Annotated in this window: 20 protein-coding genes and 1 pseudogene; 12 read left to right on the forward strand and 9 right to left on the reverse strand. The window is 70.6% G+C overall.

The annotated features are described in order from the left end of the window. Positions 1–705: pseudogene (locus tag AB0E90_RS32185) on the forward strand (hypothetical protein); the annotation flags it as partial. 42 nt (positions 706–747) lie between these two features. Here AB0E90_RS32185 and AB0E90_RS32190 read toward each other — a convergent pair. Next, entirely contained in the window at positions 748–2676 is a 1929-nt protein-coding gene (locus AB0E90_RS32190) for a penicillin-binding transpeptidase domain-containing protein (protein ID WP_360414366.1), read from the reverse strand. A gap of 215 nt (positions 2677–2891) precedes the next feature. On the opposite strand from AB0E90_RS32190, the gene AB0E90_RS32195 reads away from it, so the two are divergent. Continuing rightward, on the forward strand, positions 2892–7865 hold the full coding sequence (locus tag AB0E90_RS32195; RefSeq protein ID WP_360414369.1) for an NAD-glutamate dehydrogenase: 4974 nt from the start codon (positions 2892–2894) through the stop codon (positions 7863–7865). A 70-nt stretch (positions 7866–7935) separates the two neighbouring features. Here the strand turns inward: AB0E90_RS32195 and AB0E90_RS32200 are convergent, their stop codons facing one another. Then, entirely contained in the window at positions 7936–9081 is a 1146-nt protein-coding gene (locus tag AB0E90_RS32200; protein ID WP_360414372.1) for an FAD-dependent oxidoreductase, read from the reverse strand. Positions 9082–9109: 28 nt separating this feature from the next. Next, complete coding sequence (locus AB0E90_RS32205; RefSeq protein WP_360414375.1) at positions 9110–9250, reverse strand: hypothetical protein; 141 nt, start codon at positions 9248–9250, stop codon at positions 9110–9112. Between the two features lie 73 nt (positions 9251–9323). On the opposite strand from AB0E90_RS32205, the gene AB0E90_RS32210 reads away from it, so the two are divergent. The 4 genes from AB0E90_RS32210 to mycP all read left to right on the forward strand — a co-directional run bounded on the left by AB0E90_RS32210 (position 9324) and on the right by mycP (position 14511). Further along, positions 9324–11648 carry a heavy metal translocating P-type ATPase gene (locus AB0E90_RS32210; protein ID WP_360414378.1) on the forward strand — a complete coding sequence of 775 codons (2325 nt, stop codon included), beginning with the start codon at positions 9324–9326 and terminating at the stop codon, positions 11646–11648. 114 nt (positions 11649–11762) lie between these two features. Beyond that, positions 11763–12158: a hypothetical protein gene (locus tag AB0E90_RS32215; RefSeq protein ID WP_360414381.1), complete on the forward strand. Its 396-nt coding sequence runs from the start codon at positions 11763–11765 to the stop codon at positions 12156–12158. Further along, positions 12158–13399 (forward strand): hypothetical protein, encoded by a 1242-nt coding sequence (locus AB0E90_RS32220; RefSeq protein WP_360414384.1) that lies wholly within the window; start codon positions 12158–12160, stop codon positions 13397–13399. Before AB0E90_RS32215 ends, AB0E90_RS32220 begins: the two co-directional genes overlap by 1 nt. Continuing rightward, positions 13396–14511 carry a type VII secretion-associated serine protease mycosin gene (gene mycP / locus AB0E90_RS32225; protein WP_360414387.1) on the forward strand — a complete coding sequence of 372 codons (1116 nt, stop codon included), beginning with the start codon at positions 13396–13398 and terminating at the stop codon, positions 14509–14511. Before AB0E90_RS32220 ends, mycP begins: the two co-directional genes overlap by 4 nt. Positions 14512–14823: 312 nt before the next feature. On the opposite strand, the gene AB0E90_RS32230 is transcribed toward mycP, so the two are convergent. From AB0E90_RS32230 to AB0E90_RS32245, 4 genes are all read right to left on the reverse strand, one after another. After that, positions 14824–15528, reverse strand: a complete 705-nt coding sequence (locus AB0E90_RS32230) for a TetR family transcriptional regulator (RefSeq protein WP_360414390.1) — start codon at positions 15526–15528, stop codon at positions 14824–14826. Beyond that, the gene (locus AB0E90_RS32235; protein WP_360414393.1) at positions 15509–15961 is read right to left on the reverse strand and encodes a DCC1-like thiol-disulfide oxidoreductase family protein; all 453 of its coding nucleotides are present in this window, start codon (positions 15959–15961) and stop codon (positions 15509–15511) included. The genes AB0E90_RS32230 and AB0E90_RS32235 overlap by 20 nt, the downstream gene beginning before the upstream one ends. Then, entirely contained in the window at positions 15958–16434 is a 477-nt protein-coding gene (locus tag AB0E90_RS32240; RefSeq protein ID WP_360414396.1) for a hypothetical protein, read from the reverse strand. Before AB0E90_RS32240 ends, AB0E90_RS32235 begins: the two co-directional genes overlap by 4 nt. An 89-nt stretch (positions 16435–16523) precedes the next feature. Then, positions 16524–18029, reverse strand: coding sequence for a glycoside hydrolase family 3 N-terminal domain-containing protein (locus AB0E90_RS32245; RefSeq protein ID WP_360414399.1), 1506 nt, complete (start codon positions 18027–18029; stop codon positions 16524–16526). Between the two features lie 173 nt (positions 18030–18202). On the opposite strand from AB0E90_RS32245, the gene AB0E90_RS32250 reads away from it, so the two are divergent. Genes AB0E90_RS32250 through AB0E90_RS32260 form a run of 3 tightly spaced genes read left to right on the forward strand, consistent with a single transcriptional unit; the run spans position 18203 to position 21115 of the window. Further along, a complete protein-coding gene (locus tag AB0E90_RS32250) occupies positions 18203–19393 on the forward strand; it encodes an ROK family transcriptional regulator (protein WP_360414402.1) in 1191 nt (396 codons plus the stop codon). A gap of 27 nt (positions 19394–19420) precedes the next feature. Beyond that, complete coding sequence (locus tag AB0E90_RS32255) at positions 19421–20221, forward strand: ABC transporter ATP-binding protein (protein WP_360414405.1); 801 nt, start codon at positions 19421–19423, stop codon at positions 20219–20221. Positions 20222–20224: 3 nt separating this feature from the next. Beyond that, positions 20225–21115 (forward strand): ribokinase, encoded by an 891-nt coding sequence (locus AB0E90_RS32260; RefSeq protein ID WP_360414408.1) that lies wholly within the window; start codon positions 20225–20227, stop codon positions 21113–21115. Between the two features lie 60 nt (positions 21116–21175). On the opposite strand, the gene AB0E90_RS32265 is transcribed toward AB0E90_RS32260, so the two are convergent. Both AB0E90_RS32265 and AB0E90_RS32270 read right to left on the reverse strand, forming a co-directional pair. Next, positions 21176–21529 carry a MauE/DoxX family redox-associated membrane protein gene (locus AB0E90_RS32265; RefSeq protein WP_360414411.1) on the reverse strand — a complete coding sequence of 118 codons (354 nt, stop codon included), beginning with the start codon at positions 21527–21529 and terminating at the stop codon, positions 21176–21178. A gap of 20 nt (positions 21530–21549) precedes the next feature. Continuing rightward, positions 21550–22017 carry a DUF6232 family protein gene (locus tag AB0E90_RS32270; protein WP_360414414.1) on the reverse strand — a complete coding sequence of 156 codons (468 nt, stop codon included), beginning with the start codon at positions 22015–22017 and terminating at the stop codon, positions 21550–21552. Between the two features lie 58 nt (positions 22018–22075). Between AB0E90_RS32270 and AB0E90_RS32275 the strand changes: the two genes are divergently transcribed. From AB0E90_RS32275 to AB0E90_RS32285, 3 genes are read left to right on the forward strand one after another with little or no spacing between them, the layout of a single operon-like run. Next, positions 22076–22849, forward strand: coding sequence for an enoyl-CoA hydratase-related protein (locus AB0E90_RS32275; protein ID WP_360414417.1), 774 nt, complete (start codon positions 22076–22078; stop codon positions 22847–22849). Positions 22850–22888: 39 nt separating this feature from the next. Beyond that, positions 22889–23458: a hypothetical protein gene (locus tag AB0E90_RS32280; protein ID WP_360414420.1), complete on the forward strand. Its 570-nt coding sequence runs from the start codon at positions 22889–22891 to the stop codon at positions 23456–23458. Positions 23459–23484: 26 nt separating this feature from the next. Then, the gene (locus AB0E90_RS32285; protein WP_360414423.1) at positions 23485–25215 is read left to right on the forward strand and encodes an Hsp70 family protein; all 1731 of its coding nucleotides are present in this window, start codon (positions 23485–23487) and stop codon (positions 25213–25215) included. Positions 25216–25220 lie beyond the last annotated feature (5 nt).

Here is a 25220-nt window from a genome sequence, read left to right on the forward strand (position 1 = left end):
GCTCCGTCCGCGTTCAGCCCGCTCTCCGCCGCGCTGGGCGCGTCCGGCCCAGCTTCCCTGGGGCGCCCTGCCGAGCGTGCGTCCGATTCTGAGGAGCTGGCGGCTCCGTCCGCGTTCAGCCCGCTCTCCGCCGCGCTGGGCGCGTCCGGCCCAGCTTCCCTGGGGCGCCCTGCCGAGCGTGCGTCCGATTCTGAGGAGGCGGCCGCTCCGTCCGCTTTCAGTCCGCTCGCGGCCGCTCTGGGTGCCTCCGGCCGGGCTTCCCTGGCGCCGGCCACCTCCGGCCGGGCTTCTCTGGGTTCGGTTGCTCGTGAGCCGGAGTCGGCGGAGCCCGCGGCCCCGGCCGCCTTCAGCCCGCTGGCCGCGGCCCTGGCCGCCTCGATTCCAGCCGCCTCGGCTCCCGCCGTCACCCCCGACATCGACGAGCCGGAGGCCGACTCCGAGCCGGAGACGGATTTTGCGGCGGACGCGTCGGCCGAGGTCGAGTGGGACGAGGAGGACGAGGAGGAGGACGACGAGGACGAGCCGCTCCGGCTGGCGTCCCGGCCGCTCGGCCAGGCGCCGCTCCTCGACTCCGACCCGCTCCCGGCCACCCGCCCCGGCATGCTCCGCCCGCGTTCCGCCGACGACAACCCGGCCGGCGAGGGTTTCTCGCTGCCGGTCCAGCGGCCGGCCTTCGACCTCGGCTCACCGGCCGACATCGCCTGAGCCCAGCCGCCAGCCCGCTGGGCGGGCCGCCGGCTCGAGTGGTTACTTGTTCAGGGTGTTCAGGAAGTTTTCGACGATCGGCACGGCTGCCTCGGAGCCGGCGCCGCCCTTCTGGACCATCACCGCGAAGGCCACGTCGCCCTGGTAGCCGATGAACCAGGAGTGCGTGTCCTTGCTGTTGGTGTCGAACTCGGCGGTGCCGGTCTTGCCGAACACCGGCTTGCCCTTGACGTCCTCCAGCGCCGTACCGGTGCCGCTCGTGACCACCTCGCGCATCATCGACTTCAGCGCGGTGATCGCGGCCGGGTCGAGCGCGGCGCCGTCCGCGACGGCCTTGGCCGGTGCCGGGTCGAGCACGACCTTCGGCTGCTTGAACTGGCCGCGGGCGACCGCGGCGGCCACCGAGGCCATCGACACCGGGCTGACCGCGGTGGCGCCCTGGCCGAAGGTGGCCGCGGCCAGTTCGGTCGGGGTCTCGGCGGCCGAGACCTTGCCGCTGAACGCGTCGATGCCGAGATCCCACTGGCCGCCGAGGCCGAGCGCGGTGGCTGCCTCGTTGAGCCCGGCCGCGCCGAGCTTGCCGGAGAGGTTGACGAAGGCCGTGTTGCACGACTTCGAGTAGTCCTCGTGGAACGGCACCTTGCCGAGCACCTCGCCACCGGAGTTCTTGAACTCGCGGCCGTCGACGGTGATCGTCTTCGGGCAGTCGACGGCGGTGTCGGCGGTGACGGCCTTCTTCGACAGCAACCCGTACGCCGAGACGGTCTTGAACGTGGAACCGGGCGGCACCTGCCCGGTCAGCGCGGTGTCGACGGTGCCGCCGTCCGGCCCGTTGGCGACCGCGAGCACCGAGCCGTCGCTGACCTTGATGGCGACCAGCGAGCTGGGCTGTTTCTGGGCGGCGAGGGCCGCGTCGGCCGCGTTCTGGGTGTTGGTGTCCAGACTGATTTTGATCGGCTTACCGTCGACCGGCTTGGTGCTGAACAGCTGCGAGTCGGTGACCGTGCCGTCGGCCGCTTCCCGGGCGATCACGACCGAGATCCCGGCCGCGCCGCGCAGGGCCGTGTCGTACCGCTGCTGCAGGCCGCCGTGCCCGACCACATCGCCCTGGGCGACCGAGTCGGGATTGGCGTCGATGTCCTCGCGGGTGGCCACGTCGGCGGTGCCGAGCAGGGCGCGGGCGAAGGTCCGGGTCGGCGCGAGGGGTTTGGTGCTCTCGTTGAAGACGGTGCCCTGGTACGTGCGTACCTTGTTGCGGATCTTGTCGTAGTCCGGGCGGCGCAGCGTGACCAGCTCGACGAAGGCGTCCTTGTCGGCGTTCTTGACCCGGTCGGCGAGGTTCGACATGTCGACCGTGACCTTGATGCTCTTGAACGCCGCGTCCAGGTCCTTCTGCAACTGTGCCAAGTTTGCGACCCGCTGCGGTTCGACGCCGATCGTGACCACCTCACGCGGGGTGACGATCGGGGCGCCCGAAGAGTCCAGGATGTCGGCGCGTTTCGAGGCGACCCGGCGGACCCGCAGCTTGTCGCCGGTGGCCATGTCGGCCTGCACGATAGGCGGCTCCCACACCACCCGCCAGCCCTTGCTGCCCTGCTTGGTGAGGCGAACCGTGCTGTTGTACGACCACGGCGTGCCGCCGGGCAGCGTCCAGTCCAGCTTGACCTCGGCGGAGGCGATGTCCCCGGTCGTCTTCGGGTCACCGACCGGAGTGAGCACCAGCGACTGTTTCTTCAGGTCACCGGAGAGTTCCTGCAGCTGGGTCACCACGTCGTTGGCCGAGACCTTCGCGCCGTCCGCGCTGACGAAGCCCACCGGGGTCAGGTCGCCGCTGCGCCAGCCGGCCAGGAAATCTTTGAGAGTGTCGTCCGGGCCGTCCTTCGAGCAGGCTGCTAAACCACTCGCAACCAGCGTCAACGCGGCCGCCAAAGCGACCGTTCGGTAACGGGTCAGTTGCCGGCGGTAGAGCATGAAGCACCTCTTTCTGGGTACGCCTTTGGGGCGACGCTACGGAACGGTAACTAAAGGGCGCACGTCCTGCCGACCCGGCCAGGGTGACGTGGAGCTATTTCGGCGACGTTCGGCCCGAACCCACTACGGGTCTGATCCTCCGACGTTGTGTCAGCCGTAGGCTGTGGGCGACACGTTCGAACCCACAGTGTCGTGGGTGAGGGGAGCGCCTGGCCATGTCTGTCGCCGACGAGGCTGCGACGGAATCTGATCCGTCCGTCGATGATTTAGATCTTTCCCAAGGTCCCGGATTGGCCCTGACCGGCCGCCTGGGCGCCTCCGAGGACGGGGAGCTCGACGAACCGCTGCCGAACGGCGAGCGCCTGGTTGAGCAGGCCGTCGAGGTGGCCGGCGCCGACCACGCGACCGCGTCGCTGGTCGGCCGGTTCTGGCGATTCGCGCCTGACGAGGAGTTGGTCGGGCTCGATGCGAAGGAGATGTTCGACGCCGCCGTCGCGCATCGCGAGCTGGCCGCGGTGCGGCTGCCCGGTGAGCTGAAGCTGGCGATCACTCCGCCGGCCGGCGAGCAGTGCCACACCGTTCTGCAGATCGTCACCGACGACATGCCGTTCCTGGTCGACTCGGTGATCGCCCTGCTCACCGCGCACCAGTTGCAGGTGCATCTGATGGTGCACCCGTTGATCGTGGTGCGTCGCGAGCCGCTGGGCGCGATGGCCGAGCTGGCCGCCGACGTGGAGCCCGACGACGCGATCGACGGCGACCTCGTGGAGAGCTGGATCCGCATCGAGATCGATCCGATCCGGCGCGACGATGCCCGCGAGCAGTTGCACAACGAGGTCCGCCGGGTGCTGACCGATGTGCGCGAGGCGGTCGAGGACTGGCCGCGGATGCGTCAGCGGGCCCTGGTGATCGCCGACGAGCTGGCCACCGCGCGCGGCTCCGAGACCAAGCTGCCGGTTCCGGACAAGGACGTCACGGACTCGGTCGAGCTGCTCAAGTGGCTGGCCCACGACCACTTCACGTTCCTGGGCTACCGGGAATACCGCCTCGACGGCGACGTGCTCAAGGCGATCGACGGCACCGGGCTGGGCATCCTGCGGGGCGATTCGACCCCGCGGCAGCTCTCCTCGATGACCCCGGAGGCTTACCAGCGGGCCCTGGAGAAGCGGCTGCTGGTGATCACCAAGGCCAACTCGCGGGCGACCGTGCACCGCTCGGCCTACCTCGACTACATCGGCGTGAAGCTCTTCGACGCGGCCGGCAACGTGATCGGCGAGCGTCGCTTCCTCGGCCTGTTCTCCTCGTCGGCCTACCGCACCAGCGTGCGCGAGCTGCCGGTGGTCAAGCGCAAGGTGATGGAGGTGCTGGACCGCTCGGGCCTGTCCCCGCGCGGCCATTCCGGCAAGGACCTGCTCCAGATCCTGGAGACCTACCCCCGCGACGAGCTCTTCCAGATCAAGACCGACGACCTCTACGAGGCCGTGATCGGCGTGCTGCGCATGGCGGGCCGTCGTCAGCTGCGGCTTTTCCTGCGGCGTGATGGGTACGGTCGTTTCATCTCCTGCCTCATCTACCTGCCGCGCGACCGCTTCACCACCGGCAACCGCCTTCGCATGCAGGAGATCCTGCTCCGCGAGCTGAACGGCATCGGCGTCGACTACACGACCCGGGTCACCGAGCGGATGCTCGCCCGGGTGCACTTCATCGTGCGGACCGACCCGGCCGACCCGCCCGGCCGGGTCGACCCGAACACGCTGGCCGAGATGCTCGCCGACGCCACCCGCATGTGGGACGACGACTTCTCCCTGGTGCTCGAGCGCAAGCTGGGCGAGGAGCCGGCCCGCGACCTGTTCACCCGCTATGCGGCCGCCTACCCGGACAGCTACAAGGACGGGCACACGCCGTACGAGGGCATGCAAGATCTCGCCAAGCTGGAGCTGCTCGAGGAGCCCGGCCAGCTCGAGATGCACCTCTATCGCAAGCGGCACCCGGGCAAGGGCGGCGAGCCGGAGCCGGACGATCACGACGTGCGGTTCAAGGTCTACCGGTACGGCGAGGCGATGATGCTCTCCGCCGTGCTGCCGGTCCTGCACTCGCTCGGTGTCCAGGTCGTCGACGAGCGGCCGTACGAGATCCGCCGCACCGACGGCACCGTCTACCTGTACGACTTCGGGCTGCTCCCACCGGCCGCCCACCGCGAGCTGGCCGAGGTGCGCCCGCAGGTGGAAAATGCGTTCGCGGCGGCCTGGCGTGGTGAGGCCGAGGTCGACGGGTTCAACGAGCTGGTCCTGCGGGCCGGGCTGACCTGGCGTCAGGTGGTGGTGCTCCGCGCGTACGCCAAATATCAGCGCCAAGCCGGCGGCGTCTTCTCCCAGCGCTACATCGAATCGACCTTCATCGCCTACCCGGAACTCGCCCGCCTGCTGGTGACGCTGTTCGAGACGCGTTTCTCGCCCCGGCTGGAAGCCGGCGAGTCGGAGCGGAGCCGGCTTGCCGGCGAGCTGGTGGAAAAGATCACCGAGCTGCTGGACGGGGTGGAGAGCCTCGACCAGGACCGGATCCTCCGGTCGTACCTGACGTTGATCCAGGCCACTCTGCGCACCAGCTTCTTCCAGCGGGGCGCCGACGGCCGGCCGAAGTCCTATGTGGCGTTCAAGCTCGACCCGCAGGCCATTCCCGACCTGCCGCAGCCGCGTCCGAAGTTCGAGATCTTCGTCTACTCACCGCGGTTCGAGGGCGTGCACCTGCGCTTCGGCGCGGTCGCCCGCGGTGGTCTGCGCTGGTCGGACCGGCGCGAGGACTTCCGCACCGAGGTCCTCGGCCTGGTCAAGGCGCAGATGGTGAAGAACGCGGTGATCGTGCCGGTGGGCGCGAAGGGCGGCTTCGTGCTGAAGCAGAAGCCGGGCGACCGCGACGAGGCCGTCGAGTGCTACAAGCGGTTCATCACCGCGCTGCTCGACGTCACCGACAACATCCACAGTGGCAAGATCGTGCCGCCGCCGGACGTGGTCCGGCACGACCACGACGACCCCTACCTGGTGGTGGCGGCGGACAAGGGCACCGCGACGTTCAGCGACATCGCCAACGAGATCTCGGTGGCCAAGGACTTCTGGCTCGGCGACGCGTTCGCCAGCGGTGGTTCGGCCGGCTACGACCACAAGAAGATGGGCATCACCGCCAAGGGCGCCTGGGAGTCGGTCAAGAAGCACTTCCGCGACCTCGGCACGGACACCCAGACCGAGGACTTCACGGTGGTCGGCGTCGGTGACATGAGCGGCGACGTGTTCGGCAACGGGATGCTGCTCTCGCAGCACATCCGGCTGGTGGCCGCGTTCGACCACCGGCACATCTTCCTCGACCCCAACCCCGACGCGGCCACCTCGTTCGCCGAGCGGCAGCGGTTGTTCGACCTGCCCCGGTCGTCGTGGGCCGACTACGACGCGATGCTGATCTCGGCCGGGGGCGGGATCTTCCCGCGGACGGCGAAGTCGATCCCGGTCTCACCCGAGGTGCGGGCCGCGCTCGACCTCGGCGAGGTCACCGCGCTCAGCCCGACCGACCTGATGCGGGCCATCCTGCGGGCGCCGGTCGACCTGCTGTTCAACGGCGGCATCGGCACCTACGTCAAGGCGCTGAGCGAGACGCATGCCGACGTCGGTGACAAGACCAACGACGCGATCCGGATCAACGGGTCGCAGCTGCGGGTCAAGGTGGTCGGTGAGGGCGGCAACCTCGGGCTCACCCAGCTCGGCCGGATCGAGTTCGCCCTCGCCGGTGGTCCTTCCGGCGGTTCGGGAAAGCACGGTTCGGGCGGACGAATTTTTACCGACTTCATCGACAACACGGCCGGCGTCGACTGCTCCGACCACGAGGTCAACATCAAGATCCTGCTGGGTGGCGCGGTCGCCGACGGCGACATGACGCTGCCCCAGCGGGACGAGCTGCTGGCCACGATGACCGACGAGGTCGCCGCGCTGGTGCTGCGGGACAACTACGAGCAGGCGATGGCGCTCGGCAACGCGCGGGCGCAGGCCCACTCGCTGCTGCCGGTGCACCGGCGCATGCTCGACGACCTGGAGTCCAGCGGGCAGCTCAACCGCGAGCTGGAGGCGCTCCCGTCGGACGCCGAGCTGGCCAGCCGTTACGAAGCGGGCGACGGTCTGACCGCGCCCGAGTTCGCCGTGCTCCTGTCGTACGTCAAGATCTCGCTGGAGCAGAACATCCTCGCCGATGAGCTGGTCGACGAGGCCTGGACGGCCGGCGTGATGGCGCGCTACTTCCCGACGCCGCTGCGCGAGCGCTTCGCCGGCCGGATGGCCGGCCACCGGCTGCGCCGGGAGATCATTTCCACGGCGCTGGTCAACGAGATGGTCAACCGCGGGGGTACGTCGTTCGTCTACCGGGCGATGGAGGAGAGCGGCGCGTCCGCGGCCGACGTCATCCGGGCATATGTGGTGGTCCGCGAGGTGTACGGCCTGGCCGACATCTGGGCCGCCGCCGAGGGCCTGGACAACCAGGTGCCGACGTCCGCCCAGACGCTCGTCTTCCTCGAGTCCCGGCGGCTGCTCGACCGGGCCGTCCGCTGGCTGGTCAGCACCCGCCGCTCGCCGCTCGACGTGGCCGGCGAGATCGCGAAGCTGGAGCCCGGCGTGCGCGCGCTGTTGCCGCAACTGCCGTCGGTTCTGCGTGGCGTCGAGCGGCGCTCGATGGACGAGCACGTGGCCACGCTGTTCGACAAGGGCGTGCCGATGGACCTGGCCGAGCAGGTCACCTGGTGCAACTACGGCTTCGGCCTGCTCGACGTGCTCAGCGCGAGCGCGGCGACCGACCGCGACCACACCGAGGTGGCCCAGGTCTACTTCGTCCTGTCCGAGCGCTTCCAGTTCGACCAGTTGCTCTCACACATCTCGAAGCTCCCGCGCGGCGACCGCTGGGAGACCCTGGCCCGGATGGCGCTGCGCTACGACCTGTACGCCGCGCTCGCCGCCCTTACCATCGAGGTCCTCCAGTCGACGACGGCGGAGTCGGCGGCGCCCGACCGGGTGTCGCAGTGGGAGCACCTCAACGCGGCATCGATCGCCCGCGCGTCGAACGCGATGGGCAACGTCGACGACACCCCGGCCGAGCTGGCCGCCCTGTCGGTGCTGCTGCGACAGATCCGCACGATGGTCAAGACCTCGGCGGCTTGATCCTCTTTTAACGCCGGCCTTCTGGCACGCCGGTCCGATGCCTCCTGCACCGGGCCGGCGTTCCGACTGATCAAGCCGACGGCGCCCAGTCGCGGCCGAACCAGCGCCGGATCCGCTCGGTGCCGAAGGCGCTCTTGTCGGCCATCAGCTCGGCCGAGGGACCCTGCAGGCTGCCGATCGGGCGCTGGCCGGCCACGAACCTGACCTCCACCTTCGCCATCTGGCCGGCGCCCATTTCGAGGTAGCAGACGCCGAGGCCGTCGTACTCCGCGCCGGATGTCTCGCCGTTGATCGTGGCGACGATGCGGGTCGCCGCCACGGCCGCCTGGCCCTCGGCGAAGACGCCCGCCTTCGGGGTGCCGACGCTGGTCACGTCGCCCACCGCGTACACCTCGGGGAATGATGTTTCGAGCGTCAGCGAGTCGACCGGAATCCAGCCGTCCACGGCCAGCCCGGACTCGACCACCACCGCCGGCGCCCGGTGGACCGGCACGCCGAGGAACAGGTCGTAGGGGATCTCCTCGCCGTCGCTGAGCACCGCTTTCCCGTCGGAGAGGGACCGCACCAGCTTCTCCGGCTGCCACTCGATGCCCCGCTCGGCGAACGCGGCCAGCACCGCCTTGGACGCGTCCGGTGACGGCGGGATCGGCGCGCCCAGCGGCATGATCAGGGAGATCTCCGACGAGTCGCGCAGGCCCCGCTCGGTGAGGAACTCGTGCAGGAGCAGCGCGGTCTCGCTCGGCGCCGGCGGGCACTTGAACGGTGTCGAGGTGACCGCCACGACGATCTTGCCGCCGGTGAACTTGTCGAGCGCGTCCCGGGCGGCGAACGCGCCGGGCACGGTGTAGAACTCGTTGCCGCCCTCGAGCAGGCCCGGCGTCGCCTCCGGGTGCAGGTCAGCGCCGAGCGCGACCACCAGGATGTCCGCCTCGAACGTGCCCGCGCTGGTCGTCACCCGCTTCGCCGCCGGGTCGATCGCGGTGATCTCCGCGCGGACGAAGCGCACGCCCGGATTGACCATGTCGGCGTAGCGGTGCAGCACCTGCTCGGCGCCGGCCCGGCCGAACATGACGTCCAGCTTCGAGAAGCCGAAGACGAACCCCTCGGATTTGTCGATCAGGGTCAACTCGACCGCGTCGCCGCACTCCCGGGCCACCACGGTCGACAACTCGAGCCCGCCGAAGCCGGCTCCCAGAACTACCACACGTGTCGTCACCTGCGAAGATTATCGCGCTGATCTTGGACTAGGGCTCCACCGACGAGGCGAAGTCGGCGATCGCCCCGGCCAGACGAAGCAGGAGCTGCTCGACGGCATGGCGTCGGCGATCATCGTCGCGGCCGGGATGGGTCCGCCGCGGGAGGATCCCGACGAGGCGTTCGAGCACGGGCTGAGCGTGCTGGTCGCGGGCACCGAGGCGGTGCTGGGATCTGTACCCCAGGGGGGTATAGACTAGGCCCGTGCCTCAGGTGATCGAGCTGGAGATCGGCGGGATGACGTGCGCGTCGTGCGCGTCCCGCATCGAAAAGAAGCTGAACCGGCTCGACGGCGTGACCGCGACCGTCAACTACGCGACCGAGAAAGCGCGGGCGACGGTCCCTGGGTCAGTTACCGCGGCCGACCTGATCGCCGTGGTGGAAAAAACCGGATATACCGCTTCCGAGCCGGTTACTGAGCCGGTCGTGGCTTCGACCGCCCGTGATCCACTTCGGGACCGGCTTCTCGTCTCCGCCGTCCTCAGCCTTCCGGTGATCGTCCTCGCGATGGTTCCGGCCTGGCAGTTCGACTACTGGCAGTGGCTGTCGCTCGTGCTGGCGTCACCCGTCGTGGTCTACGGCGGCTGGCCGTTCCACCGGGCCGCGTTCGTCAACCTGCGGCACGGCGCGGCCACCATGGACACCCTGGTCTCGGTCGGCACTCTCGCGGCGTACGGCTGGTCGCTCTGGGCCTTGTTTCTTGGCGATGCCGGGATGCCCGGCATGACCCACCCGTTCTCCCTCACCGCGAGCGCCGGTGACGCGATCTATCTCGAGGCGGCCGCGGGCGTGACCACGTTCCTGCTGGCCGGGCGCTATCTGGAGGCGCGCGCGAAACGCCACGCCGGCGACGCCCTGCGGGCGCTGCTCGAGCTGGGCGCGAAGACGGTCACGGTGCTGCCTTCCGGATCTCGCGAGGAGCGCGAGATCCCGGCGGCCGAGCTGCGGGTCGGCGACCACTTTCTGGTACGGCCGGGGGAGAAGGTCGCCACCGACGGCGTGGTGATCGACGGCGCCTCGGCCCTTGACCTCAGCCTGCTGACCGGCGAGTCGGTGCCGGTCGAGGTGCGCCCGGGCGACCCGGTGACCGGCGCGACCGTCAACGCCGGCGGCCGTCTCGTCGTGCGCGCCACCAAGGTCGGCGCCGACACCCAGCTGGCCCAGATGGCCCGCCTGGTCGAGGACGCGCAGAACGGCAAGGCGGCCGTGCAGCGCCTCGCCGACCGGATCTCGGCCGTCTTCGTCCCGGTCGTGATCGCCCTGGCCGCCGGAACGCTCGGCTTCTGGCTCGGCACCGGCCGCGACACGACCGCCGCCTTCACCGCCGCGGTCGCCGTGCTGATCATCGCCTGCCCGTGCGCCCTCGGCCTGGCCACCCCGACCGCGCTGCTGGTCGGCACCGGCCGCGGCGCCCAGCTGGGCATCCTGATCCGCGGCGTGGAAGCCCTCGAGTCCACCCGCCGCGTCGACACGATCGTCCTCGACAAGACCGGCACGGTGACGACCGGCCGGATGTCGGTGGTCGCGATCGTGCCCACCACCGGGATCACCGACGACGAACTGCTCCGACTGGCCGGCGCGGTCGAATCAGCGTCGGAACACCCACTCGGCCGGGCCGTCGCCGCAACGGCGAATGAGCGTTTTACCTTGCCGCCGGTGACCGACTTCCTGGCGACCGCCGGTGTCGGGGTCCGCGGCCGGGTCGACGGTGTGCTGGTCGAGGTGGCCACGGGAACGCCTCCCACCGATCTGCCGACCGCCCGGCTTGCGCCGGTCGCGGACCCTGCGGCCGACCGGCTTTCGCCAGGGGCGGATTCCGCGACCGTTCGGCTCGCGCCGGGCGCGGATTCCGCGACCGTTCGGCTCGCGCCGGTTGCGCTTTCCGCGGCTGACTCGGCGACCGTCCGGTTGCCGGCCGCCGGCCGGCCGGCGGCGGCGACGTGGATCGAGGTTCGGGTCGACGGTGAGGCGCGCGGTTGGCTTGCGCTTGCTGATGCCGTACGGCCGAGCAGCGCCACCGCCATCACCGCCCTTCGCCGCCTGGGCCTGGAACCGATGCTGGTCACCGGCGACAACCCGGCGGTGGCCCAGGCCGTGGCCGCCGAAGTCGGCATCGACCAGGTCTTCGCCGGCGTGCTCCCGGCCGGCAAGGTCGACGTGGTCAAGCGCCTGCAGGCGAACGGCCGCTCGGTCGCGATGGTCGGCGACGGCGTCAACGACGCGGCCGCCCTCGCCCAGTCCGACCTGGGCTTGGCCATGGGCGCCGGCACCGACGTGGCCATCCAGGCCTCGGACCTCACCCTGGTCCGCGACGACCTGACCGCCGCGGTCGACGCCGTCCGGCTGTCCCGCCGCACACTCGGCATCATCCGCGGCAACCTGTTCTGGGCCTTCGCCTACAACGTCGCCGCCCTGCCCCTGGCGGCCGCCGGCCTGCTGAACCCGATGATTGCCGGCGCCGCCATGGCCCTGAGCTCCGTCTTCGTAGTCCTCAACAGCCTCCGCCTGCGCCGCTTCGCCCCGCGTTGATCTCCGTCCACTTCGAACCCGGCGGCCGTTACCGTCGTGTGTAGGTAACGGGGCAGAGAGTGATTGTCTCCATCGATATGATGGGGAGTCGCGGTTCGGGAACGGGGAGGAAACGTGTCCGGCGGAGTGCAGATAGACACCGACGGGGTCGGTGACTTCGGAACAGGTATGCAGAAGCAGTCGACCAACGGTTTCGCTGACATCGCGAGCCGGGGCGCCGACCTTCATCGGCAGGGCGTGGGCTTCGGCTCCCGCATGACGCCGAGCGACATCGTGCATCAGGCCAAGGTCCGCTACGCGGAGGCGCTGGCGCACGCCGAGGCCAACCTGCGCGCCTATCAGACGGCAGCCGGGGTGTTCGCCGCGGTGGCGGAGCAGATCGCGCGCCAGTTCGCCACGGTCGACATGAACTCAGAGCAGGCCCAGCAGGAGGTGCAGCACCTCATGGCGCAGGCGACTCAGGCGGCGAACCGGGCGCTGACCCTCGATGGCACAAACGGAGCTGTCTGATGGCCGGCGCGAACTGGGAAAACTACAACCTGCCGGCGATCTTGGCGATGATCGAGCCAGACAATGTCTGCACGGGCGCGGACAAGGTGCTCGCCTGGGACTCGCTGGCCACCTCGGTCCAGGATCAGCATGACCGGCTGAAGGCCGCGGGTCAGAAGCTGGCCGACTCGTGGCCACCGGAGAAGAACGACTCCGCCAAGATCTTCCTCACTCAGATCGACGTCCTGCTCGATTCGATGAAAGAGACGATGACCGCCGCGGCGAATACCCATGCCGGGCTGCGCGGGGTCATGGGTGCAATCAGCAAGGCGCAGGCCGACGTCCGGCAGTGGTCCGGAGACCGCGAGGGCGTCAGCACCGACCTGATGCCACGGTTCATCGACCACGCCGAGGACGAGTACGACGCCAAGGCTCAGCAGGCGATGCGCGACATGGAAGCCACGATCGCCGACCACAGCTCCCAGATCACGGCACCTTCGCTGTACACCCTGCGCTCCGACATCAACGACCCTGGGGAACCTGAACTGGGCGGTAACGGCTCATCAGGGGGCGGTTCGGGTTCCGGCTCGGGTGTGCGAGCTACGCCAATACCGGTCCCGGTGCCCCATGACCCGGTGCTCCCAGATCCGGGAACAGGCTCGAATACCGGTGGATCCGGAACAGGGAACGGTGTGGGTTCGGTCACCGGTCCGGGAACCAATCCGGGAACCGACCCCTCGCTGGGCATCGGTCCGGGTCTTAGCGGAGTCACCACCCCGCAGACCTCATTGCCTCTTACCGGTCCGATCTCCACATTGGGATTGCCGACCAATACCGGACTTGGCACCGGTGGATTGCCTGGTGGGCTGCCCACCGGAATGGGACTGCTTCCGGGCGGCGGCCTGGGCGCGGGCGGCGGCTTGGGTGGGTCTGGCGGTGTGGGCGGGCTCGGTATGCCGGGAATGGGCGGCGGCCGGGGCGCGTCAGGTTCTCGGCGAGCGGTGTCGATGCGTCGGGGCCTACCTTCGGGCGCGGTGCTTGGTGAGGGCGGGCTTGGTGGCGGCCGTGGTGCGGGCGCGGGTCAGATGCCTATGGGAGGCCAGCCCGGCCGACGTGGGCAGCGTGGCGAGAACGAGGAGCTGATCGGTGGGGAAGCGGACGAGCAGTGGGAGACCGCCGAAGGCGTGGCTCCGGTGATCGCTCCCGATGACACTCAGGTGCGGCACGATCCCGGCCCCGGCGTTCTTGGCTTCGGTCGATGATCGGACGTGTGCTGGCCGGTGCTGCGGCTGCTCTCACACTGGTGGGGGTCACCGCGGCGCCGGCCGTCGCCGACACGACTCGTGATCGGCAGTGGTACCTGACGGATCTGAAGATCGCCGAAGCTCAGCAGATAAGCCGCGGCCAGGGTGTCATCGTCGCGGTGATCGACTCCGGCGTCGACCCTGACCACCCTGACCTCGCGGGTGCGCTGCTTCCCGGCATCGATACGACGGACAGCAATCTGGCCGGCCGCAGCGGCACTGAAGACCTCGATGGACATGGCACTGCTATGGCCGGACTCATCGCGGGCCGTGGGCACGGATCCGGCGCGGGAGTGTTGGGTATCGCCCCGGCGGCGAAGATTCTGCCGATCGTGTCGCCAGCCGACTCCCTCACCTCGTCGACGTTCATGACCAAAGCGGTCGACTTCGCGATCCAGCAACACGCCAGCGTGATCAATATGTCGTTCATCAAGGCCGACGATGACGTGTTGCATGAGGCGATCCGGAAGGCCCAGGCTGCCGACATCGTGCTGGTCGCTGGTTCGGGTAACAACAACGACAAGAGCAAGGACGTCGACAAATACCCGGCTAAGTACCCGGAAGTGCTTGCCGTGGGTGCGTATGGCAAGGACCGGAAGATCGCGCCGATTTCCGTCACCGGCTCATACGTCGATCTGACCGCTCCAGGCGAGCAGATCGTGTCCACCGGCAAAGATGGTGACTACCAGGTCAGCGACGGCACCAGTGACGCGACCGCGATTGTCAGTGGGGCGGCGGCGCTGTTGCGGGCTAAGTACCCGGAGATGAGTGCGGCTGAGGTTGTTCACCGGCTTACCGCCACTGCGGATGACGCTGGGGCGGATGGGCGGGACGACACCTATGGCTATGGGCTGTTGAACGTCGTCAAAGCGCTCACTGCCGATGTCGCGCCGCTGCCGGCTGCCGGGGCGTCCGGTGGGGCGATTCAGGCGGCGCCGCCGGCTAGCTCGGACGACGATCTGCCCAAGCCGGTTGGAGTGTTGGTGCCGGCGCTGATCGTCGTTGGGCTGGTGCTGCTGGCCGGGGTTGTGGTGGTGGCGCTCGTGATGCGGCGGCGTCGGGCCGGCTGACCGGAAGCTTCTGGAACGACGTGAGCCGGGCTGCGGCTGGACTGCTCCCGAAGTCTGCCGCGCCCGGCTCACCGTTTCGGTCGCGGAAGGCTCGGACTGGTCCCGTTAGTCCGAGACGTCGCGACGTCCCCAGATCCACCTGCGAACATCACGCTACGTGCCGACTTGGCCGGGTTGGAAGCGTTCCGTACGCAAAATGTCCGTTCGGCTAAGCCAACATAGGCGACAGATCCGGAAATCGCCGGACAGCGGTGCTCATATTGCGTTACGGCGTTACTCAGCGTGAACAGGTGGATCAATTACCCGCAGTGACTAATCGTCCCGGCGGACCGATTCGATCAGGGACAGGATCTGGCGGAGGGCGGGGCGCAGCACCCGCAGCCGGGACAGGCTCACCAGGCGGTCGATCAGCGGGACCGCGCCGTCGATGAGGCGGCGGGTGCGGCGCTGGTCGGGTGACTTGTCGTAGACCCAGAACAGGATCACGCCCATCCAGCCCAGCCAGAGCAGTTCGGGCAGTTCCTTGCGTAGCTCGGGGTCGAGCTTGGCCGACGAGCCGTCGATGACCTCGCGGAAGATGGCGATCGAGGCATCCCGGGCCGGTGACGACTCCCGGGAGAACGGGCTGAGCGGCGACGACGGCTCGGCCGCGCTCTTGAAGAGGGTGCCGGCGAAGGCGTGGTAGGGCGCGTTCACCTCGATCCCGGCGTGCATCACCCCGCGCAGCCGCGCGGCGAACTCCTTCTCGCCGGCCAGCACCAGCTCGGACGCCGTCCGCATCTCGCCCTGGTTGCGGTCGTAGAACCCCTGGATCAGGTGTTCCTTGGAATCGAAGTAGTAGTACGCGTTGCCGACCGCGACCCCGGCCTCCTTGGCGATGGCCCGCATGGTCGTTTCCGCATAGCCCCGCTCGCGGAACAGGCGCAGCGCCGTCTCGAGGATCAGCTGCCGCGTCTGCTCACCCCTGGCCCGCCGAGCGGGGTCCGGGGAAGCGGGTTCAGTGGCAGCGGTCGTCACATTGGTCACCGTAGTCCGCCGCGGCGGACTCGTCGGGCCCTGGGGAGCGGGTCTGCTCGCGGACAGCGGAGATCGCCGCGATGAACCGCCGGGCGCCGGGCAGCAGGCGCGGCGAGGAGAAACGCTCGGCGGTGGCCCGGTAGTCGGCCAGCGCCCACAGGCAGGCGAACCAGGCGGCGTCGCCGGCGTAGTAGGCGCCGTCGTCGCCGATCACGGTCAGGTCCCGCAGCGTGGCCGAGTGATCGAGTTCCGGGAACAGGGCGCGCGCGGTGGCCGACCCGGCCGGCACGAAGGTCAGCGGCACCAGCTGGGCGCGACCGGAGAGCCACCGCCGGGCGGTGCGGCAGATCGGGCAGCTCTCGTCGTAGAGAACGGTGAAGGACCCGACCCGGCCGGCCCCGTGACCGGCCGGATCGGAGCTCGCGCCGATCATGCGTGGGCCGGCGGGGCCGGCGGCGGCATCATCGGCCGCTGCGGGTGCTGCGGGTGCTGCGGGTGCTGCGGCTGCTGGGGGTGCATCGGCAGCCGGCCGGTGGGCGGGAGCGGCGGCTGGCCCTGCTGCTGGCGGAGCCGGCCGCGACGGTAACGCCCGAGGAAGAACACGTTGCAGAAGTGCAGGACGCCGAGCACGAGCAGCACCAGGCCGACCTTCGTGGAGAGCGTCTCCAGCGCCTTGCTGGTGTCGTCGACCTGGGCGCTGGACCGCATCGCGAAGGTCACGTAGCCGAGGTTCAACAGGTAGAAGCCCATCACCAGCAGCTGGTTGACGGCCTTGGCGAGCTTTTCGTCGGCGAAGACGTCGGCGAGGAAGACCAGCCCGTTGCGGGACAGCGTGGTCGCCACCCACACGGTCAGCCCCACGCTGACCGCGAGATAGACCAGGTACATCCAGACCTTCGGGTCCATCGGACCACCTCTCTTGAACGTGTTCAACTTACCTGAGCTCAGAGTAGAACACGAACTTGAACGCGTTCAAGATGGATGTGACGCGAGAGTCAGTCGAGGCCGAGGAGGTCCATCACGGCGCGGCCGCTGGCCCAGCTCGCGCCGTAGGTGGTGACGAAGGCCCGGACTCCGGCCGGCCGCCACGACGAGGGCCAGCCCATCTCGACGACCACGACCGGGCGGGCCGCCGCGAGCTGTTCGATCAGGGCGCGGTCGGCCGGGTAGTTGTGCAGCCGCCGGCCGACCACCACGACCGGCCGACCGGCGGGCAGGGCCGAGGGATCAGCCAAGGAGGTGTGCGGCGCGAGCCCCCATGGCACCCGTCCCGCGGCGATCGACTGAGCCGCGTCGAGCTGCACGACGAGCGGCGCCGAGAACCCGTCAAGTGATCCTTCGATGCGGACGGCCCGCCTGGCGGCAGAGGCGCCGACGGCCCGCCTGGCGGCAGAGGCGCTGACGGCCCGCCTGGCGGCAGAGGCGCTGACGGCCCGCCCGGCGGCAGGGACGCCGACGGCCCGCCTGGCGGCGGCAACCCCGATGGGTGAGAGCGCTCTTCCGGATGGCACGCTCCGGGACGCCATTTCCGCCGTACGGGAAACCGCTTCTTCCAATCGCCGAAGGGCGAGTCGCCCGTCCCGGGCCGCCGTGGCGATCTCCGTCGCGATCGCCTCGATCAGCCCCGCATTGACCCGCGACCCGAGACACAGCAGGTCAGCCCCAGCATCGAGGGCCCGCACCGCCCCCTGCGCGATCCCGCCCGCCGCGAGCACCGCTCCGCTCATCTCCAGCGCGTCGGTGACCACGACGCCACCGAAGCCGAGTTCGCCGCGTAGAAGAGAGAGCGCTTCCCGGCTGAAAGTCGCCGGATCATCCGCGGTCAGCGCGGGCACCCGAAGGTGCCCCGTCATGATCGCCCGGACCCCGGCGGCGACGGCGGCCGCGAACGGCGGCAGATCCCGCGAGCGCAGCACGCCGACCGGCACGTCCACGGTGGGCAGGGCGAGGTGCGAGTCGGTGACCGTGGCGCCGTGCCCCGGGAAGTGCTTCGCGCAGGCCGCCACGCCCGCCTCCTGCAGTCCCACGACGGCGGCCGCCGCGTGCCGGGCCACCAGCGCGGTCGACGCCCCGAACGACCGCGTCCCGATCACCGGGTTGGCGTCCGCGGTGTTCACGTCGACCACCGGCGCGAGGTCGAGGGTGACTCCCGCCGCGACCAGTTCCGCGCCGATCGCGGTGTAGACCTCCCGGGTGAGTTCGAGGTCGTCGATCACGCCGAGTGCGGCGTTGCCCGGGTAGGGGCTGCCGGTCCGGTGCGCGAGCCGGGTGACGTCGCCGCCCTCCTCGTCGATCGCCACCAGCATGTCGCCACGTGCCGCCCGCAGCCCGGCGGTCAGCGTCGCGAGCTGCTCGGGCGTCTCGACGTTGCCGCCGAAAAGCGTGTATCCGGCCAGCCCGTCGGCGAGCAGCGACAGCGCCCACGGCGGCGCGGCCGGCCCTGGAAACGCTCCCAGAATGGTGCCGAGGGCGAGCCGACGGAGACCGTGATCGATGACCATGCTGTCCTTTCGATGGGCGTAAGTGTGGCTGACTGGGCCCGCGAGCTGCCATGATCGCTCCGAGTCGATGATGTGCACTGCGGACGGCTACGATGCCGACGGTTACTCTGCGGCTACAGCGTCGGGCTCGGAAGCCAACTGAAAACAATATTTAGTTACTAGGGGACGTAGTTATGGCCGCCACCCGCCTTCCGGGCACGCCTCGGCTGCTGCGCGCACTCAACGACCGCGCCGCGCTGGAACTGCTGCTCGACCGGGGCCCGCTCACTCGCGCGCAGCTCGGCGAGATGACCGGGCTGAGCAAGGTCACCGCTTCCCAGCTGGTGGAGCGCCTCGAGCAGCGAGGCCTGGTGCGCCGGGTCGGCGAGCAGGCCGGCGGCCGCGGGCCGAACGCGCAGCTCTACGCGGTCACGCCCGGCAGCGCCCACGTGATCGGCGTGGAGGTCGGCCCGGAGCGGGTCGCGGCCGCCTGCGCCGACATCACCGGCGCCATCGTGAGTCGCGTCGAGCAATCCACCAAGGACACCGACGACCCGGTCGGGGTCGTGCACAACGCGGTCGTGCAGGCCGCGGCCGAGGCCGGCACCGACATGAGCTCAGTCCGCCGGGTCGTGCTCGGCACCCCCGGCCTGGTCGACCCGGTCAGCGGCGAGATCTCGTTCGCCTGGGACCTTCCCCGTTGGCACCGTGGCCTGCTCGACGACCTGCGCCGCGACCTGAGCAGCCCGGTCGTCTTCGGCAACGACGTCAACCTGGCCGCGATCGCCGAGCAGAGCACCGGCGCGGCCAAGGGCGTGCGCGACTTCGTGCTGATCTGGATCGGCCGCGGCGTCGGCCTGGCCAGCGTCATCGACGGCCGGCTGCACCACGGCTCGACCGGCGCGGCCGGCGAGATCGGCTACCTGCCGGTGGCCGGCGCCGAGGTGCCCCGCAACCAGTCGAAGCGGGCCCAGAAGGGCGGCGTGCGCGGCGGGTTCCAGAGCATCGCGGGCGCCGACGCGGTCAAGGCGATCGGCAAGAAGTACGGCTTCCGCGGCGCCGAGGCCTCCGACGTGGTCCGCTCGGCGGTCGACGCGGGCGAGGCCGGCGACCAGGTGCTCGACGAGCTGGCCGAGAAACTGGCCCTCGGCGTGGCCGCCACCTGCGTGGTCCTCGACCCGCCGCTGGTCGTGCTGGCCGGCGAGGTCAGCCAGGCCGGTGGCGTTGGTCTGGCCGAGCGGGTCGAGCGCGAGGTCGCCGCGATCACCCTGGTCACGCCGCGGGTGGTGATCACCGAGGTGGAGTCGGAGCCGGTGCTGCACGGCGCCCTGCACACCGCCCTGGACGCGGTCCGCGACGAGGTGTTCGGATCCACAACCGGGTGAGCCGGGCGGGCGTGGAAGGATGAAGCCGTGCTGATCCCGCCCCACGACGACACCGTCATCGCGTTCGACCGGGTGAACGTCATCCGGAATGGCAACTACCTCGTCCGGGGTCTCTCCTGGCAGGTGGAACTGGACGAGCGCTGGGTGGTCCTGGGTCCGAACGGGGCGGGCAAGACGACGCTGCTCAACCTGGCGTCGGGCCGGTTGCACCCGTCCCGCGGCACGGCGTACGTGCTGGGTGAGCGTCTCGGCCGCACCGACGTGAACGAATTGCGTATGCGGATCGGCCTGTCCACCGGCCAGTTCGGCGAGCGCATCCCGCCCGACGAGCGGGTGCTCGACGTGGTCGTCACGGCCGCCTGGTCGGTGGTGGGTCGCTGGCGGGAGAGCTACGACCCGCAGGACGAGGGTCGCGCCCGCCAGTTGCTCGGCCAGCTCGGCATGGGCGCGCTGGTCGACCGCGAGTTCGGCACCCTCTCCGAGGGCGAGCGCAAGCGCACCCTGATCGCCCGTGCGCTGATGACCGACCCCGAGCTGATGCTGCTCGACGAGCCGACCGCCGGGCTCGACCTGGGCGGCCGGGAAGACCTGATCGCCCGCCTCACCGAGCTGGCCCTCGACCCCGACTCGCCGGCCATGGTGCTGGTCACCCACCACGTCGAGGAGATCCCGCCCGGCTTCACCCACGCGATGCTGCTGCGCGAGGGCACGATCGTGGCGGCCGGCTCGCTCGGCGAGGTGATGACCGCCGAAAACCTGTCCAAGACCTTCGGCCTGCCGCTGGTGGTCGACCGTTTCGGCGACCGCTTCACCGCCCGGGCGGCCTGACCCATGGCTCCGCGCATCGTGGTGGCCGGCAGCGCCAACATGGACCTGGTCGGGCTGGCCGAGAGGCTGCCGCTGCCGGGCGAGACGGTGCTCGGCGACGACTTCGTGATGATGCCCGGCGGCAAGGGCGCCAACCAGGCGACCGCCGCGGCCCGGGCCGGCGGTGACTCGGTCTTCCTCGGCGCGATCGGCTCGGACGCGTTCGGCGTGACGCTGCACGCCCGGCTGAGCGCGGCCGGCGTGGACGTCTCGCACATGCGCACCAGTTACGGCGCTTCCGGCGTCGCGGTGATCATGGTGGACCACGCCGGGGAAAACTCGATCCTGGTCTCGCCCGGCGCGAACAGCGCGTTCACCGACCTGACCGAGGCCGAGGCGCGGCTGATCGCCGGCGGCGACGTGCTGCTCTGCCAGCTGGAGATCCCGGTCGCCACGGTCACCGCGGCCTGCCAGGCGGCTCGCGCCGGCGGCGCCCGCACGGTCCTGAACGCGGCGCCGGCCCGGGAGTTGCCGACCGAGCTGCTGGCGGCGGTCGACCTGCTGGTGGTCAACGAGCTCGAGGCGCAGACGATCGCCGGCTCCGAGCGTCCGGACGTGGCCGCGCTGCTGGCCCTGGTGCCGCGGGTGGTGCTGACGCTGGGCAGCGCCGGCGCCCGCTACGCCGACCGGGACGGCCGCGACGAGACCGTGCCCGCCTTCCCGGTGGAGCCCACCGACACCACGGCCGCGGGCGACGCGTTCACCGGCGCTCTCGCCGTGGCCTGGGGCGAGGGCCGCGACCTGATGGAGGCGGTGCGCTGGGCCAACGCGGCCGGCGCCGCCTGCGTCCGCAAGCTGGGCGCCTCGAACGCGCTGCCCACCCGCGACGAGATCGACGGGATCTACAACAGCTAGTTCTGGCGCGCCGTAGCCATGAAGCGGTGGAACCGGGACAGACGGCCGGAACGGCCGAATTCAGCGCGCGACGCGGCGGGCCCAGAGGATCAACGGCAACTGCAAGGGCAGCCGGCCGTACGCGATGGCCCGCTTGCTCGGCGGGGCGTTGCGCCAGTCGTACGCCATCTTGATGTTGGCCGGGAAGACCCCGACGAAGAGCGCCGCGGCGGCCAGGGCCCCGAGCCGGCGGGTGCGGGGGTGCGCGACGGCGGCCGCGATGGCCAGCTCGGCGGCGCCGCTGACGTACGTGTAGGTACGCCGGGACCCCGGCAGCGACCGCGGCACGATCGAGTCGAACGGCTTCGGCGCAACGAAGTGCAGCACTCCCGTGGTGGCCAGCAATCCGGCCAGGCCCATCGCCTGCTTGTCCATGATCGGGAGCCTAGCCGAAGTTACCGGCGGGTAGCACTCTGTGGTTCGAGAGCCCGCTGAAGTGCCCGATAGATCCGGCCGAAGCGGGACGCATCCGCCGTGTGCAGCAGCCGCACCTCGCCGGCCGGGGTGCGGGCCCAGATCTCCAACTCCCGGGAGCCTCGGTCGTGCGAACGGTCCACCTGCTCGAGCAGGATGTCGGCGAGCGGCGCCGCGGCCAGCCCGACCAGGATGCCGCCGCCGATCAAGCCGATCGTCACCGCGGTGGACGCGTCGATCACCAGCGCCACGCCGACGCCGAGCACGCCCACCAGGATGGGCAGCAGCATCGCCAGGCCGATCGCGCCCCGCCCGGCGACCTTGCCCCACGACCTGCGCCCACGCCGGTGCCACACCTGGCGCAGCTCGGGCAGCGCGAAATCGCGCCCGTCCATCCGCACGCCGGCCGATGTCACCCAGACTTCGCGATCCCGGTAGTAGGTGGTCATTTACTCTCCGTACCCGTCGTAGGCTTCCGCTTAACCAACACTCAGGGAGGCGTGTTTCGTGGGCGAGTTCGTGAAGCTGGAAATCACCGACGGTATCGGCACTATTCGGCTCGACCGGCCCCCGATGAACCCGCTCAGCACGCAGGTACAGGAAGAGCTTAGAGAGGCCGCGCATTCCGCCGCGAGCTCCGACGTGGTCAAGGCGGTGGTGGTGTATGGCGGGGAGAAAGTCTTCGCCGCGGGCGCCGACATCACCGAGTTCACCACCCAGAGCTATCCGGACATGGTGCTGCGGGCCGGCGAGCTGTCCAGCGCGTTCGACTCGGTGGCCCGGATCCCCAAGCCGGTGGTCGCCGCGATCACCGGTTACGCCCTCGGCGGCGGCTGCGAACTGGCCCTGGCCTGCGACTGGCGGGTGGTGGCCGACAACGCCAAGCTCGGCCAGCCCGAGATCAAGCTGGGCCTCATCCCGGGTGCCGGCGGCACTCAGCGGCTGGCCCGGCTGGTCGGCCCGGCCAAGGCGAAGGACCTGGTGTTCTCCGGCCGCATGGTGGACGCCGAGGAGGCGCTGCGGATCGGCCTGGCCGACCGGGTCGTTCCGGCCGCCGACGTCTATGCGACAGCGATCGAGCTGGTAAAGCCGTTCGTGACCGGCCCGACGCTGGCGCTGCGCGCGGCGAAGCAGGCGATCGACGGCGGCCTGAACACCGATCTCGCCTCCGGGCTGGCGCTGGAGTCGCAGTTGTTCGCCGCCCTGTTCGCCACCGACGACCGCACCGAGGGCACCTCCGCCTTCGTGGCGAAGCGTAAGCCCACATTTACCGGGCGCTGATACTCGCCTTCATCGATCGGGTGCCATAAAGTCCGTCGGGTGGAATCGGTTCCCGCCACAGGCACGGTGCGACGTACCGTCCGGGTGGCGGTTGCCCTCGTCGTGGGGCAGGCGCTGCTCTGCGCGCTGATCGGCTATCTCACTCTGGGCCGCGCCGGCGGCTCCGGCTCGGTCACGCAGATGGCCGAGCCCCCGCCGGCGCCGGCGCCGACCTCGTCGAGCGCCTACGCCGCGCCATCCGCCTCCGCCACCGGGTTGTCCGCGACCGCCACCAGCAAGGCCACCCACCGGGCCCGTGACCTCGCCGCCACGCGCACCAGGGCGGCGCCCGACCCGGTCCCGCCCGCGCCGCCGGCCGCTCCGGAGCTCCCGCCGGAAACGCTGATCTCGACGCCGCCGTCGAGCGCCGCCACCACCGTCTCGCCCCCACCGCTTGCGGGTCTGCTCCCGCCGCTGCCACCGACCACTTCGCCCAGCGCCGCGGTGCAGCAGCCAGTGACGATCGGCGACCCTTGTGCCCCGGAATGGGCGTTCGGGCGGACCGCGGAAGACACCCTCGTTCGCTGTCTGCGCACGCCCCATCACCGCCCGCGCTGGAAGATCGCCTAGCTGCGCGCACCCCCTAGACTCACCGCATGGCCAACGACCCTGGGGGCCCGAAGCGGCACGCCCTCGGCGTGGACTTCGGCACGTCGAACACCGTTGCGGTGGCGCGCTGGCCCGACGGCCGCGCCCGCACCATCCTGGTCGACGGTTCGCCGCTGCTGCCCTCCGCCGTCTATGCCGAGCCCGGCGGCGAGCTCAGCGTGGGCCGGGACGCCGTGCACAGCGCCCGCCTCGATCCGGCCCGCTTCGAGCCCAACCCGAAGCGGCGCATCGACGACGGCGAGATCCTGCTCGGCGACCAGGAGTTCCCGGTCGTCGACCTGATTGCGGCGGTGCTGGCCCGGGTCGCCGAGGAGTGGCACCGCGCGGTCGGCCCGGTGCGGCCCGATGTCACCCTGACCTGCCCGGCCACCTGGGGCGCGACCCGCCGCACGCTGCTCGCCGAGGCCGCCGCGCGGGCCGGCCTCGAGGGCGCCCGCCTGGTCGCCGAACCGGTCGCCGCCGCCACCTACTTCGCCGAGGTGCTCGGCCGGGACGTGCCGATCGGCTCGGTCGTGGTGGTGCACGACTTCGGCGCCGGCACGTTCGACGCCAGCGTGGTGGCCCGCACCGCGTCCGGCTTCGAGGTGATGGCCGTCGACGGCCGGGACGACATCGGCGGCCTCGACGTGGACGCCGCGATCGTCGAGCACCTGCGCACCGACGAGTGGCAGCGGCTGCTCGAGCCGACCACGGTCGAGGAGCGCCGCGCCCGCCGTCAGCTGTGGGACGACGTGCGGATCGCCAAGGAGCGGCTGTCGCGCACCCAGTCGGCCGACTTCATGGTGCCGCTGCTCGACACCGAGGTGCACCTGACCCGTGACGAGCTGGAGAAACTCGCCCGCCCGGTGCTCGACCAGACGGTTCGCATCACCCAGGGACTGCTCCGCTGGGCCGACCTGCCCGAGGGCCGGCTGGCCGGGGTCTTCCTGGTCGGCGGGGCCAGCCGGATTCCGCTGGTCGCCACCCTGCTGCACCGTGAGCTCGGCGAGGCGCCGGTGGTCATCGAGCAGCCCGAGCTGGTGGTGGCCGAGGGCAGCATCCTGGCCGACGCCGCCCTGCTGACCACCGGGGCGGCCGCGCCGGGGCCGACGGCCGAGCTGCGGCTGGTGTCGACCCGCCGGGCGGAGAACGGCGCCGCCGAGAGCGCCGAGGAGCGCGGTGGCCCGGACGAGAACGAGACCGTGCCGGTGCCGCGCAGCATCGTCGCGGCGCACATCCCGGGCACCACGGGGCTGCAACCGCCGGTCGATCCGTGGCCCGATGCCGATCACGGGCACTGGATCCCCGACCCGCAGGCCACGGTCGCGACCCCGAAATTCGAGAGGCTGCCACGCGTACAACCGCCGCCGCCTGATCCGACGCCGAGCGGAAGCCGGCCGATGTCGGCCGCGATGGCCCCGGCCCGGCCCGTTTCTCCGCCGCCGCAGGCAGCGCCGCGCGCGAAGGTGACGCGTTCGCAGCCGGTGACCCCGATGGCGCCGCCGGCCCGGGTCGCCAAGGCCAAGCCCTCGAAAGCCGAGCCGCCGAAGCAGCGCCGGAAACGCCGCCGTGGTCGCTTCGTGCGCTTCCTGCAACTGCTGTTCAGTTTCGCCGTGATGATCGCGGTGCCGCTGGCCGCGCTGGTGCTGGCCTACGGCTACGGAAACGGCGAATCGATCGAGCAGGACGCCGTCAACGTCGTGAAGGACATCCTTCGCTATGCCGGGATCCGGGAGTGAGTAGG

This window comes from Actinoplanes sp. NPDC026619 (assembly GCF_040638295.1).
Taxonomy (GTDB): domain Bacteria; phylum Actinomycetota; class Actinomycetes; order Mycobacteriales; family Micromonosporaceae; genus Actinoplanes.